General features: G+C 64.7%; 14 protein-coding genes. 6 read left to right on the top strand and 8 right to left on the bottom strand.

Going from position 1 to position 12,794, the window contains the following annotated elements; genetic code table 11:
• Positions 1-98: 98 nt before the first annotated feature.
• From AB0J47_RS30125 to AB0J47_RS30100, 6 genes are read right to left on the bottom strand one after another with little or no spacing between them, the layout of a single operon-like run.
• Positions 99-926, bottom strand: a complete 828-nt coding sequence (locus AB0J47_RS30125) for a class II fructose-bisphosphate aldolase (RefSeq protein ID WP_364353503.1) — start codon at positions 924-926, stop codon at positions 99-101.
• Positions 923-1,873, bottom strand: a complete 951-nt coding sequence (locus tag AB0J47_RS30120) for a hexose kinase (protein WP_364353500.1) — start codon at positions 1,871-1,873, stop codon at positions 923-925. The genes AB0J47_RS30125 and AB0J47_RS30120 overlap by 4 nt, the downstream gene beginning before the upstream one ends.
• The gene (locus tag AB0J47_RS30115) at positions 1,870-3,018 is read right to left on the bottom strand and encodes an amidohydrolase family protein (protein WP_364353496.1); all 1,149 of its coding nucleotides are present in this window, start codon (positions 3,016-3,018) and stop codon (positions 1,870-1,872) included. The genes AB0J47_RS30120 and AB0J47_RS30115 overlap by 4 nt, the downstream gene beginning before the upstream one ends.
• Positions 3,015-3,149: a hypothetical protein gene (locus tag AB0J47_RS30110; RefSeq protein ID WP_364353493.1), complete on the bottom strand. Its 135-nt coding sequence runs from the start codon at positions 3,147-3,149 to the stop codon at positions 3,015-3,017. Before AB0J47_RS30110 ends, AB0J47_RS30115 begins: the two co-directional genes overlap by 4 nt.
• Positions 3,146-4,093: an ROK family protein gene (locus AB0J47_RS30105; protein WP_364353490.1), complete on the bottom strand. Its 948-nt coding sequence runs from the start codon at positions 4,091-4,093 to the stop codon at positions 3,146-3,148. Before AB0J47_RS30105 ends, AB0J47_RS30110 begins: the two co-directional genes overlap by 4 nt.
• A gap of 30 nt (positions 4,094-4,123) precedes the next feature.
• Positions 4,124-5,038: a sugar isomerase gene (locus AB0J47_RS30100; protein WP_364353487.1), complete on the bottom strand. Its 915-nt coding sequence runs from the start codon at positions 5,036-5,038 to the stop codon at positions 4,124-4,126.
• Between the two features lie 193 nt (positions 5,039-5,231).
• Between AB0J47_RS30100 and AB0J47_RS30095 the strand changes: the two genes are divergently transcribed.
• The 5 genes from AB0J47_RS30095 (at position 5,232) to AB0J47_RS30075 (ending at position 10,000) form a co-directional block, all read left to right on the top strand.
• Positions 5,232-6,482: an extracellular solute-binding protein gene (locus tag AB0J47_RS30095; RefSeq protein WP_364353484.1), complete on the top strand. Its 1,251-nt coding sequence runs from the start codon at positions 5,232-5,234 to the stop codon at positions 6,480-6,482.
• 82 nt (positions 6,483-6,564) lie between these two features.
• The gene (locus tag AB0J47_RS30090; protein WP_364353481.1) at positions 6,565-7,470 is read left to right on the top strand and encodes a sugar ABC transporter permease; all 906 of its coding nucleotides are present in this window, start codon (positions 6,565-6,567) and stop codon (positions 7,468-7,470) included.
• On the top strand, positions 7,467-8,372 hold the full coding sequence (locus tag AB0J47_RS30085) for a carbohydrate ABC transporter permease (protein ID WP_364353478.1): 906 nt from the start codon (positions 7,467-7,469) through the stop codon (positions 8,370-8,372). Before AB0J47_RS30090 ends, AB0J47_RS30085 begins: the two co-directional genes overlap by 4 nt.
• A gap of 56 nt (positions 8,373-8,428) precedes the next feature.
• Positions 8,429-9,082 carry a TetR/AcrR family transcriptional regulator gene (locus tag AB0J47_RS30080; protein ID WP_364353475.1) on the top strand — a complete coding sequence of 218 codons (654 nt, stop codon included), beginning with the start codon at positions 8,429-8,431 and terminating at the stop codon, positions 9,080-9,082.
• Positions 9,083-9,127: 45 nt separating this feature from the next.
• Positions 9,128-10,000, top strand: a complete 873-nt coding sequence (locus AB0J47_RS30075; protein ID WP_364353472.1) for an alpha/beta hydrolase — start codon at positions 9,128-9,130, stop codon at positions 9,998-10,000.
• Positions 10,001-10,032: 32 nt separating this feature from the next.
• Here the strand turns inward: AB0J47_RS30075 and AB0J47_RS30070 are convergent, their stop codons facing one another.
• Together AB0J47_RS30070 and AB0J47_RS30065 are read right to left on the bottom strand one after the other, a co-directional pair.
• Complete coding sequence (locus tag AB0J47_RS30070; protein ID WP_364353469.1) at positions 10,033-10,824, bottom strand: DeoR/GlpR family DNA-binding transcription regulator; 792 nt, start codon at positions 10,822-10,824, stop codon at positions 10,033-10,035.
• 120 nt (positions 10,825-10,944) lie between these two features.
• Positions 10,945-11,529 carry a TetR/AcrR family transcriptional regulator gene (locus AB0J47_RS30065; protein WP_364353466.1) on the bottom strand — a complete coding sequence of 195 codons (585 nt, stop codon included), beginning with the start codon at positions 11,527-11,529 and terminating at the stop codon, positions 10,945-10,947.
• A gap of 78 nt (positions 11,530-11,607) precedes the next feature.
• Here AB0J47_RS30065 and AB0J47_RS30060 point away from each other — a divergent pair, with 78 nt between their 5' ends.
• Positions 11,608-12,756, top strand: coding sequence for an FAD-dependent monooxygenase (locus AB0J47_RS30060; protein ID WP_364353463.1), 1,149 nt, complete (start codon positions 11,608-11,610; stop codon positions 12,754-12,756).
• Positions 12,757-12,794 lie beyond the last annotated feature (38 nt).

Below are 12,794 nucleotides of genomic sequence, written 5' to 3'. Positions count from 1 at the left end.
CTCGAGCGGACAGCAAATCCTTAGCTAAACTAAAGGCAATCCATCGTATCATCGCTGTTCACCGTCGGCTGCCCATAATTTTCCGGGGTCGGTGCGAGCTACCGGGCCAGCACCCGCAGCAGATGTTCCACCTCGGACCGGATCGCATCGCGGGCGGGCCGCAGGTACCTGCGCGGATCGGCAATGGTGGGATTGTCCGCGAACGCCGTCCGGATCGCTTCGGTGGCAAGGACATTCAGCCTGGTGGCGATATTGATTTTGGTCATTCCGTGCGCGACGGCGGCACTCAGACCCGCATCGGGGACGCCGGAGGATCCGTGCAGTACAAGGGGGACGGGAACTTTCGCGGCTAGTCGGGCAATCAGGTCGTTATCGAGTTCGGCCGTGCGGCTTTGCATGGCGTGCGAGGAGCCGACGGCCACGGCGAGGGCGTCCACGCCGGTCGTCGCGACGAATTCGACGGCCTCATCCGGATCGGTCCGAACACCAGGGGCGTGCGCACCATCCTTACCGCCCACCTCGCCGAGTTCGGCCTCGACGAAGACATCGCGGTCGTGGCACCAGCGGACGATATCGGCGGTGGCGGCGACATTTTCGGTGTAATCGAGGGTGGAACCGTCGAACATGACCGAGCCGATGCCGAGGTCGACCGCGGTGCGGACGAGTTCGAACGAGGTGGCATGGTCCAGGTGTACGGCGATATCCGCGCTGCTGTCAGCGGCAATTCGCAAGCAGGCCGACGCGATCGGGGCAAGAGTGCCGTGGTAGTGCACCGTATTCTGCGAAAGTTGGAGCAGCACCGGCCGTTTCGCCGTCTCGGCGGCTGCGGCGATGGCCTCGGCATGTTCGATGGTGATCACATTGAAGGCGCCGAGTCCGCCCGGGCGGGCGGCCGCGATCAGGTCCGCTACGGGTCTCGATGTCATGGGGAGGTCTCCTGCGGGGTGGCTAGTCGTTCGACGATCACCGTCGGTGCGATCTGGGTGCGTACGCGGCGGTCGATTTCACCGGCGACGGGGATGACGACCGCGGCGGCCGAGGTGGCTACGGCGTCGACCAGCACAGCGGGCCAGTCCGGGGTGTCCTTCGCATCCGACAGTGCCGCGATCACCGCGGCAGTCGCGGAATCGCCCGCGCCGGTGGGATTTCCGGCGAGCGCTTCGGGCAGCACCGCTGACCACGCGCCATCGGCGGTGACCACGACCATGCCCTCGGCGCCGCGGGTGGCGATGACAGCGCGCACCCCACGTTCGATGAGCGGCAATGCGGCCGTGACGACTTCGTCCGGGGTCACCGGTACGCGTCCGGTGAGCCGTTCCAGCTCTTCGGTATTCGGCATCAGCACGATGCCGGGGACCTGCGCGGCCAGGCGCAATGCCTCGCCGTCGACATCGCAGATGGTCGGGACACCGGCGGCGATGGCGGTGCGCGCGATTTCGGCGGGCAGGCTGTGGGCGATACCGCCCGGCAGTGATCCGGAGATGACCAGGCCGTTGATATCGGGCAGCATGCCTGCCACGCGAACCGAGAGTTGGTCGGCAGCATGTGGATTCGAGACCCGCGCGCCCGGTTCCCACAGTGCGGTCGCGGTTCCGTCACCGGATTCGCTGATCACCACAGTGCGCCGAACCCAGGGCAGTGCGTGCACGAAGTCGACCGGCATCTCCAGCTCGGCTGCGGCCGCGAAGGCATGGTCGGAGAAACCCGTCGCCCTAGCGTATTTTCCGATCTGATTGAGCACCCGTGTCACATTGATGCCCTTGCCGCCGATGCGCTGTTCGACCGAACGGACCCGATGGGCCTGGCCGCGCTCGAAATGCTCTACCCGGTAGGTCATGTCGTAGGCGGGATTCATTGTCACGGTGAGGATCACGTCAACAACTGTCCACGTCTGAGCACCCGGCGCAACTGTAGATTGTCATCGACTATCAGCAGGTCGGCGAAATGGTCGGTCCTGAAGTCGCCCACATCGGTCAGTCCCGCTGCCGCGGCCGGTACCGAAGTGGCGGCAATCACGGCCTCGCGCAACGGCACACCGCATTCTCGGACCGCCCAGGCGAGGCAGCGCAGGAGGTGTGCGGTGCCGCCCGCGATGGATCCATTGGATATCCGGGCCACGCCATCGGCGACGTGGACAACCTGCGGACCGAGCTGATATTCGCCGTCGGGCATCCCCGCGGCCTGCATCGCATCGGTGATCAGCGCGACCTGTCCGGGTGCGGTCGCGAAAACCAATGCGCCGAAACCGGAGTCGACGTGTACTCCATCGCCGATCAGCTCGACGACGACCTGGCGCTGCGCCGCGGCGACGAGTGCGGCGGCCACCGGGCCCGGCGTTCGGTGATGCAGTGGCGGCATTCCATTCGCCAAGTGCGTGACCAGATTGCCGAACCCATTGGGTCGCAGGGCCTGTCGGAACCGGGTGAAATCGGTATCGCTGTGGCCGAGCGACACCACCACGTCGCTGTCGGAAAGACGTTGGGCTACCTCGTCGAATCCGGGCAGCTCTGGGGCGATCGTCATGACCCGCAGATGGCCGTCGGCGGCGGCGAGCAGGCGTTCGGTCAGCTCCAGATCGGGGTCGCGCAGATATCGGGGATCCTGTGCACCGCACCGTGCGGCGGCCAGAAATGGTCCCTCGGCATGGATTCCGGCGATGGTGCCGTCCGCGGCAAGCGTACGCAGCGTGGCGACTTGCGCGATCATATCGGCCGGGGCGCCGGTGACAACGGTGGCCAGCACGGTGGTGGAGCCGTGCTTGTGATGAAATTCGGCGGCCGCGCGGGCTTCGTCGCCGTCGACGGTGTCGAAGCGGTGGCCGAAGCCGCCGTGGTTGTGAATATCGACGAGGCCGGGCAGTACAGTGCCGGAAAACGGCGGCACGGTCGAATCCGGATGTGCGGCAATCCAGTCCGCGAGTGACTGCACCCGATCGATCCGGCCTGCGCGTACGGACACGACGCCGTCGTCGAATTCGGATGTCGCCGATACGATCCGGCCGCGAATGTCGAGACTCATGCGGGCACCCTCGTATGGGCTCGGGCCAGCGCCATATCGGCGACGCGCGTTTCGCAGCGTGCGAGCGAAACCATCGGCTGGATGCGCCGCAGCCGACGCGCTGGACGCGCACCCGTCTCGACGCGAGTCACGTGAGCGCTCCCTGTCTGGCGAACAGGGCCGCACCCATGAGCCCCGCGCGGGCACCGAACTCGCCGAGCACCACTCTCGGTGCGGGCACCACGCGCAGGCGTTCGGCGATGGTGTGGTGCAGGGGCTCGGTGAGTGCGGCTCCGGCCCCGGCCAAGCCGCCGCCGAGAATGATCAGTTCGGGGCAGGCCGCGTGGATGAGGCCGAGCAGTCCGTCGGCGAGTGCGCTGATCGCTTCGTCGACGACGGCTTTGGCGTCGGAATCGGTATCCAGTATTGCGAAAACATCGGCTGCGCTCGCTGTTTCGTGTCCCGTGCGTTTCGCATAGGCCCGGGCGATGGACGCACCCGATGCCACGGTCTCCACGCAGCCGATATTGCCGCATGGACAGCGCAATCCGTCCGCATGCCGAACCGGGATATGGCCGTATTCGCCGGTCTGTCCATAGGCGCTGCGCATCAAACGGCCACCGACGGAAAGGGTGCCGCTGATACCGGTGCCCAGAATGACCACGCAGACGTCATCGTGACCGCGCCCGGCGCCGAACCGCCATTCGGCCCAGCCCGCCACCGCGACATCGTGCTCGATCAGCACCGGCATACCCCAGCGACCGGTGAACCGATCACCGATGTGCACATCACGCCAACCGACATTGCTACTGAATACCGCGATCGAACGGACCGGATCGACAATGCCCGGCAGCAGTACCGCCGCGCGTGCGACGCGATCGCGCTGGTCATCGGTCAACTCGGCGAGCAACTGGTCGCCGAGTGCCCCGATGGTTTCGAAGGCCGCCTCGCCCTGGGGCGTGGCCACCACACCCGCGGCGAGCACCATGCCCGCGGCGTCGGTGACCTCGCCCTTCATCGTGGTGCCGCCGACATCGAGGCCGAGCACCAGCAGATCATCGGTCAAGGCCGTGACCGGGGGCTGTTCCGTTCCCATATCCGCACAGTAGTTGCTGGTAGTGACCGGTCATCGATCCAGAACGACGGAACGGTTCAGGTTGCGCGGATGGTCCGGGTCGAGTCCTTGGTCGGCGGCGCGCAGCACGCAGAGTTGGTGCACACGGACCAGATCGGCCATCGGATCGATATCGCGGTGTTCGAAGTGCGCGCCGGTGACCGCCACATCTTCCGCGAAATTGGGGACGAGCGGCCCGAACGCCCACACGGCGCGGCCGGGGGTGGAGATGCTGATCGGGCCGTGCCGGTATTCGGTCTGCAGATACGACTCGGTCCACGACTGGCAGGATTCGCGCAGCTTGAGCCCCGCCTCCTCAGCGATAGCGGCCGCGAAACCCATCCCGACGAAGCTGATCTGCTCGGCACGACGCACGTCGGCCAGTGCTGTCGCCGGGGCTTCGGCGAGTACGGCCCTGGCCTGTTCGATGGCCGGACGCAGATCCGCGCCCAGATGCCAGCGCAGGATCGCCAGCGCGGTGGTGGCGAAGCGGGTCTGCACCACCGATTGCTCGTCGACCTCGTCGATCAGAATCGGATCGCCCAGGTCGAGCACCGGGGTGCCCGGACTGCTGCAGATGACCGTGCGCGGAATCCGGGTCGGTATCGCCCGCATCGCATCGACCACCTCGGTGGTAGTGCCGGAGCGGCAGATGACGAGGTAGCGGTCGTAATCGCGACCGGCGCGGACCTCGCTCGCGGGCCAGGCATCGGTTATGCCCTGGCCCGAACTCTCGCGCAGTGCCGCGATGGCACGGGACATGAACAGCGAGGTGCCGCAACCGATAACGGCGACGCGCTCGCCCGGTTGGGGCAGTACGGCGCGGTGTTCGGCGGCGGTGGTCTCGGCGCGGACCCAGTCGTCGGGCTGGGTGGCGACTTCGGCGGCCAGATGAGTCACGGGGGTGGGGCGAGCGGAGATCGGCACCACAACAGAATCGCCCCGAATGATCGTTCATGTCAAATTTACGAGCGAATCAGTCACATATGATCATTCTTGGGTCTAGCCTATCCGTAGCGACTGCATGCAGGTCGCTCGAAAGGGCCAGCACAGTCGATTCGTTCGCTCCATCATCGGCGGTGCGGTAGCGCCCGGAGTGAAAATTTGAAAGGTTCAGCTCGTGAAAAGACCCCTCCACGGTGTCCTCGCGGGGATCGCGCTGGTCACCGGCCTCGCGCTCGCCGTCACGTCCTGTGGTTTCGGCTCCAAGGATTCGGCCGATTCCGACAAGACGATCAACTTCCTTGCTCCCACCTACAGCGACGGTGCCAATGGCACGAAGGCGCTATGGGACCACATCATCGACGACTTCCAGAAGCAGAACCCGGACTACAAGGTCAATCTGCAGATGGAGTCCTGGGAGTCGATCAACGATGTGGTGAAGACCAAACTGCAGTCCAAGTCCACCACCCCGGATCTGCTGAATATCGACGCCTACGCCAGCTTCGCCGGGGACGGCATGCTCTATCCGGTCTCCGAGGTCGTTTCCCCGAATGTGCTGTCCGACGTGCAGCCCGGCTTCGCCAAGAACGCCTCGCTGAACGGCACGCAGTATGCGATGCCGCTGTTCGCCTCCACCCGCACCCTGTTCTATAACACCGATCTCTTCGCGAAGGCCGGGGTGAGCACGCCGCCCAAGACCTGGGCCGAGTTGACCGATGCCGCCAAGAAGATCCAGGCGCTCGGCGGCGGTGTCTCCGGCTACGGCTTGCCGCTGGGCAGTGAGGAATCGCAGGCCGAGACGTCGCTGTGGACCTTCGGTGCGGGCGGCAATTGGTCCGATGGCGACAAGATCACCGTGGATACCCCGCAGAATCTGGAGGGGGTCAAGGCCATGCGGGAGATCTTCGATGCCGGTGTCACCCAGCCGAATCCGGGTGCGACAAACCGCAAGGACGTCATCAATTCCTTCATCCAGGGCAAGATCGGGATGATCGAGGGCCTGCCGCCCACCATCGCCCAGATCGCCGATAAGAATCCGGGTCTGAAGTACGCCACCGCGCCTACACCGACCAAGGACGGTGCGCCGGTCACGCTCGGCGTGGCCGATCACCTGATGGCCTTCAAGAAGGACGGCAAGAAGGCCGAGACGATCAAGAAGTTCCTCGACTTCTTCTACTCGGCGAATGTGTACTCGAACTTCGTCAAGAACGAGCACTTCATCCCGATCACCACCAGTGCCACCGCGGTGCTCGCCGACGATCCGGTGACCAAGGCCTTCGCGGCGACCCTGCCGGTGGCCAAGTTCTACCCGAGCAATAACCCGAACTGGGCTGCCGCGCAGGGTGCCATGCATCAGCAGATGGGCACCATCGCGCAGGGTGCGGACCCGGCTCAGGTGTTGCAGCGGATTCAGGAAGCAGCGAAATAACGTGGGGCGCCCAGCGGCCCGAGCGACGAGCCCGGAGGAGGTAGCGCAGCGTGACCAGGGAGGGCCCCGGGAGGGTCGCAAATTGAACGGAGCTACCCGGGTACTCGCGGGGAAGAATTCGACACTGCGGGCCGTCCCCTGGATCGGGCCGTCCCTGGTGCTGATCGCGGCCATCGTCGCGTTCCCGGTCGGCTATATGGTCTGGACCAGCACCCGGGACCTGAGCGCCTACGGGCAGGACCGCGGTCCCGCCGGACTGGCCAATTACCGAAACCTCTTCGATATCAGCGAATTGGGATCGGTATTGGCGCATACCGTGGTCTGGGTGGTCAGCGTCGTGCTGATCACCCTGGTGCTCTCGGCGGGGCTCGCGCAGTTCCTGAACAAGGATTTCCCGGGACGCACCCTGGTGCGCATGGCGATTCTGGTGCCGTGGGCGGCCTCGGTCGTGATGACGACGACCATCTTCTATTACATGCTCGATCCCGATGTCGGCATCGCCAACCGGTTCCTGGTCGATATCGGGCTACTGGACCGCGGCTACGGCTTCACCAAGCAGCCGACGCCAGCCTTCCTGGTGGCGATCGGTGTCGCGGTCTTCGTCTCGATCCCGTTCACCACCTACACGATTCTGGCTGGGCTGCAATCGATTCCGGCCGAGATCGATGAGGCGGGACGGGTGGACGGCGCCAGTGCGTGGCAGCGCTATCGGTACCTCACACTGCCGCAACTGCGTCCGGCGATCGCGGTGGCCACGATCATCAACATCATCAATGTGTTCAACTCGCTGCCCATTCTGCAGGTAATCACCGGCAGCATCGCGGGCTTCGGTGCGGATACGACAACGACATTGACGTTCAAGCTGATTCGACAGAATCAACAGCTCGATACCGCTGCCGCCATGAGCGTGTTGAACTTCGCGCTGATCGTGGTCATCATCGCGATCTATGTGAAGGTCATCAAGCCGACCCAGCAGGTGGACGCATGACGACACAGGCCGACATTCACATCGAAGGTGTGGAAATCCCGCCGGACACCACGGTTGCCGAGGCCCCGACCGGCCGATCTCGGCGGCGGCGATGGGAACTCACCGCGGTCGGGGTGGTGCTTGCCGTCATCTTCCTGACCCCGTTCGTGGTGATGGTGCTCGGCTCGCTGAAGAGCCGCGCCGAAATCCTGCGCATCCCGCCGACATATCTGCCCGAGACCTGGCATCCGGACAACTACGCCACCATGTGGGATACCCCGGAGACGCCGCTGCCGTACAACTTGGCGAGCACGATCATCATCTCGGTCTGCGCCACTTTGCTGGTGCTCTTCGTGGCCATCCCGGCCGCGTATTACACGGCGCGGCACAAGTTCCCGGGACGCGCGATATTCCTCGCGCTGGTGCTGGTCACCCAGATGTTGCAGCCGACGGTATTGGTCACCGGCCTGATCCGAGAGTTCTTCACCCTCGGCATCAATGACACCTGGCTGGCCATGATCCTGGTGAACGCCGCATTCAACCTCTCGTTCGCGGTGTGGATTCTGCACAGCTTCTTCGCCGCCATCCCGGTGGAGATCGAGGAGGCCGCGCAGCTCGACGGTCTGGGTCGCTGGCAGATCCTGATCCGGGTGAGTCTGCCGCTGGTCTGGCCGGGCATTGTCACCGCGACGATTTTCGTTGTGGTGGCCTGCTGGAACGAATTCGCGGCGAGCCTGGTGGTGCTGACCACCCCCGAGAATCAGCCCCTTTCGGTGGCGCTGACAAAGTTCGTCGGGCAGTACGACACGGCGTGGCAGTACGTCTTCGCGATCTCGACTGTTGGCATCGTTCCGGTGGTCATCCTGTTCGCGTTCATCGAGAAGCGACTGGTCGCGGGGCTTACCGCGGGCAGCGTCAAGTAAGTCGTTGCGATGTCCGTGGCCCGGGGTAGGCGCTTCCGACCGGTAGCATCGAATCCGTGGCACGGCAGGATGATCAACCCAAGGAGGGCCGCAGTTACGGCGGGCTGTCCAAGCAACAGCGGGTAGCCCAGCGGCAGGCACGACTCATCGATGCCGCGCTGGAATTATTCGGCACCCAGGGCTATGCGGCCACCTCGATCGAACGGCTGTGTGCCGTCGCGAATGTTTCCACGCGCAGTTTCTACGAGGATATGGGTAGTCGCGAGGCATTGTTGATCGCACTGGTCAATCGCATTACCTCGCATGCGGTCGAACGTGCGCTGGAAAGTATGGCAAAGACCGCAGGACAACCGCTTTCCACACGGGTAGTCGATGCTTTCCGCGCCTATCTCGAGGTGACTTGTGCCGATCATCGTTCGGCGCGAGTGTGTTATGTCGAAGTCGTCGGCGTCAGTTCGGCAGTGGAGGATTGGCGCAGGCAGCAGCGCCGCCTGCTCTCATCACTGCTGATCAGCGAGGCGGAGCGAGCCGTCGAGCGCGGCGAGACCAAGGCGCGGCGATTCGATCTGTTCGCACTCGCGGTGATCGGTGCGGTGAATTCACTGGCCCAGGAGTTGGTGCGGACCACACATCCCGACACCGAGGTGGCGCTGGATGAAATATGCGAGGAGATCGCGTATTTCGTGAATTCTGGACTTGCGTTGAACTGATCAGCGAACCAAAATGGTTTGGGCCCAACCGTTATAGTGAGAGCAATGGTGTTCGAGGGATTCGTCGAATTCGATATCGAGACCGCCGAGGGTCGCGTGCATGGGCGGCGTGGTGGTGACGGGCCGCCCGTCTTGTTACTGCACGGGATACCCGAGACACACCTCATGTGGCATAAGGTCGCGTCGCGGTTGGCCGAGCGGTTCACCATCGTGGCAACGGATCTGCGGGGATTCGGCGACAGCGCCTCGCCGCCGAGTCGGCCGGACCACAGTCCGCACAGCATGCGGGCCATCGCCGCCGAACAGGTCGAGGTGATGGCGAGCCTCGGCCATGATCGGTTCAGCGTGGTCGGTCATGATCGTGGCGCGCGGTGCGCGTATCGCATGGCGCTGGATCATCCGGAAATCGTTACGCGTCTGGCGGTTCTGGATATCGTGCCGACCGCTGACAGCTTCCGTGCGGCGGATATGGACTTCAGCCTCGGATTCTGGGTGTGGTCCTTCCTCGCCGCACCGGCACCGATTCCGGAACGGCTCATTGCCGGTGATCCGGCGATTCTGGTGAATCATATGCTCGATAGCTGGGCAGAGGATCCCGGTGTTTTCTCGGATGAAATCCGTACGGAATACATCGCGAAATTCCGCGACCCGGATACCGTGCATGCGATTTGCGAGGAATATCGGGCCGCCGCGACCCTCGATTATGCGCATGACGAGGCTGACCGCGGGCAGCGGCAGATCGAATGTCCGCTGCTCGTATTGTGGAGTGCCACAGGCGCTGTCGGCAGTTGGCATAGGCCGCTGGAGGTATGGCGCCGCTGGGCGGACGATGTCCGTGGTGGTCCGCTCGACGTCGGACATTTCCTGCCGGAGGAAGCCCCGGAGCAGACCGCTCGCCACCTCCTGGCGTTCCTCTGACGCCTATCCGGGACTTCGAAGTCCCCGCCGCGCTAAACCACGTCCACTCGAACCCCGGCAGCTCGAATCGTCGCCACCGCGGCCGGATCCGCATCCGAATCCGTCACCAGCACATCGACCTGCTCGATCCCGCAGATCCGGGCCAGCGCTGAGCGCTCCAGTTTGTCCGCGGTGGCGACGACCGTCACCTGACCGGACCGCCGGACCATCTCGGTGGTCACCCCGGCTTCATCGATATGCCGACACTGCGCGCCGCCCTCGGCGGAAATCGCATTGACCCCGAGAATCAGTGCGTCCAAACGCAATTCGGCCAGTGCTCGCTCGGCCAACGGTCCATGCAACTCATAGGACTCCCGGCGCGCCACCCCACCGAGCACGATTGTGCGCATATGTGGCCGCAACACCATCTCGCCCGCGATATTGAGCGCGTTGGTGACGATGGTCAGTGGGTCACCGGCGGCATTGGCTAAATCGGTTCGTCCGGCCAATGCGCGTGCCACGGCGGTCGTCGTTGTCCCACCGTTCATTCCGACTACCGCACTCGGTTCGATAAGTCCCGCAGCGTGTTCGGCGATCCGCTGCTTCGGCTCATCCGCGCCCTGCCGGTAGCGCGCGGGCAGGTCGTAGGCGACCGAAGTCGCGACCACACCGCCGTGTGTCCTGGTCGCCAACTGCTGTTCGGCGAGTGCGGTGAAGTCGCGGCGTACCGTCGCCGTGGAAACCCCGAGGCGTTCGGCGGCCTCCTCTACCGAAAGCCGCCCGGTGTCGGCGAGCAGTTCCAGCAGTCGGTTCCATCGCTGCGGCCGGTCCGTCGGTCCGGTCATGTCAAGCCTTCCCGTCCACGCGAGCGACCTGCTGGTTTTCCACGCACGCGAACAATCTGAGCACAGGCACGTGCCGACCGTAGAGATTCGGCCGCCGTATTACCAAGTCGGACACCTTCATCACCGCGCCCGCAATCCATCGAGCACGAGATCGACCACCCGACGGACCGCGTCCGCATACGACTCACCGGGCCGGGTGTAGATCTGCAAGGTCATCAGCCCGGCCACCTCGCCGGGCTCGATATCGGCGCGCATAGCACCGGCCTGCTGCGCCTGCCTGGTCATCCGCGAGACCGATTCGACAATCCGTCCTCGCACCTCGTGCAACCGCGGATCGGCCTGTATCTCGGCGTGCAGATTCGGCTCGATCGCCGATGCGAGCGCCCCGACCCGTCGCTGCGCACATTCGTGCAGAAACCGCGCAAGCGCGGGCCACGCCGCATCCTCCTGCTCCAATGCGGTCGCCGCCATCTGCGCCAGTTCCGCGAGGTAGGACTGGGCAGTCTCGGCGATCAACGCATCCCGATCCGGGAAGTGCCGATACAGCGTGCCGACACCCACACCCGCCCGATCCGCGATCTCCTTCATCGGCACATCGACACCTTGCTCACGGAAGGTCACCAGCGTCGCGGCAATGATCTGATCCCGGTTGTTCCTGGCATCAGCCCTCTTCGGACCGGTCGTCGCCCTCACCTCCGAGTTCAAGTGGACGAAATCCTTCCGCTTACTGTACGCTCCCCATTAACCGGACGAAATTCGTCCACTTAATCGAAAGGTGTTGTCATGAACAAGACGGTTCTGATCTCCGGCGCGGGCATCGGCGGTGCGACCCTGGCGTACTGGCTGGCCGACCGCGGCTTCCAGGTCACGGTGGTCGAGCGGGCGACAGGCCAACGCTCGAGTGGCAATCCGGTCGACGTAAAGGGACCTGCCATCGATGTGGCCGAGCGCATGGGCATCATGCCGCACCTGCGCGCTGCGAATTCCGCTGTGTCCCAGATGAATTTCGTCAACGCGAGCGGCCGCCGCATCGCCGGGGTGGATCTGAAGGCCTTCCAGGGATCGGCGGGCGACCGCGAGGTCGAGATCCCTCGAGCCGATCTCGCCGCGATCCTGCTCGACGCCAGCCGCGACAGCGCCGAATTCCTGTGGGGCGATACCATTACCGGCCTGACCCAGCACACCGACGGCGTCGATGTCACCTTCGAACATGCCGATCCGCGCCGCTTCGACTTCGTGATCGGCGCGGACGGCCTGCATTCGGTGGTGCGCCGCCTGACCTTCGGCGATGAATCCGAATTCGTCCGGCACATGGGCATCTACATCGCGACCATCCGAGTCGATGAGCCATTCGGCAGCGACCGCGAAGTCCTCATCTACAACACGCCGGGACGGGCACTGTCGGTGCACCCGACGAAGGGTCGCGCCCTCGCGGCATTCATGTTCCGGCACAAGGGGGTTCCCGGTTTCGACCATCGCGACATCGAACTGCACAAGCGCCTGGTCATCGAGGCCTTCACCGACCAGGGCTGGCGGGTTCCCGAATTGCTGGACCGCGTCCGCGACACCGACGACCTGTTCTTCGACGCCGTCAGCAAGGGTGAACTCCCGCGCTGGTCGCACGGACGCATCGCGCTGCTCGGTGACGCCGCATCCTGCGTCTCACTGTTCGGCGACGGCTCCACCCTCGCGATCGCCGGGGCGTACACGTTGGCGGAGGAACTGGCGGGCGCACCGGAGGACCACCAGGCCGCGTTCCAGCGCTACGAGACCCGGCACCGGGTGCTGGTCGACCCCAAACTCAATGGCGTGGCCACCGCGGCATCGATGCTCATACCGGCGACGAAGGCCGGAATCGCACTGCGCAATACCGCAACTCGCGTCCTTCCCGCTGTCACGGCACTGCGTGATCGGGCCAGGTGCGCCGCTTGAAAGGCGCCGTTCACCACTGGCGATACCGCCGCAAATTT

Origin of the sequence: Nocardia sp. NPDC049737 (assembly GCF_040674755.1) — a bacterium.
Lineage (GTDB): Bacteria > Actinomycetota > Actinomycetes > Mycobacteriales > Mycobacteriaceae > Nocardia.
This window is presented reverse-complemented; position numbering and strand designations above follow the sequence as displayed.

What these genes read in the sequence shown, in the direction of transcription:
- AB0J47_RS30125 (WP_364353503.1), bottom strand. Translation starts at nt 926, where the DNA reads ATGACATCGAGACCCGTAGCGGACCTGATCGCGGCCGCCCGCCCGGGC.
- AB0J47_RS30115 (WP_364353496.1), bottom strand. Translation starts at nt 3,018, where the DNA reads ATGAGTCTCGACATTCGCGGCCGGATCGTATCGGCGACATCCGAATTC.
- AB0J47_RS30105 (WP_364353490.1), bottom strand. Translation starts at nt 4,093, where the DNA reads ATGGGAACGGAACAGCCCCCGGTCACGGCCTTGACCGATGATCTGCTG.
- AB0J47_RS30085 (WP_364353478.1), top strand. Translation starts at nt 7,467, where the DNA reads ATGACGACACAGGCCGACATTCACATCGAAGGTGTGGAAATCCCGCCG.
- AB0J47_RS30075 (WP_364353472.1), top strand. Translation starts at nt 9,128, where the DNA reads ATGGTGTTCGAGGGATTCGTCGAATTCGATATCGAGACCGCCGAGGGT.
- AB0J47_RS30070 (WP_364353469.1), bottom strand. Translation starts at nt 10,824, where the DNA reads ATGACCGGACCGACGGACCGGCCGCAGCGATGGAACCGACTGCTGGAA.
- AB0J47_RS30060 (WP_364353463.1), top strand. Translation starts at nt 11,608, where the DNA reads ATGAACAAGACGGTTCTGATCTCCGGCGCGGGCATCGGCGGTGCGACC.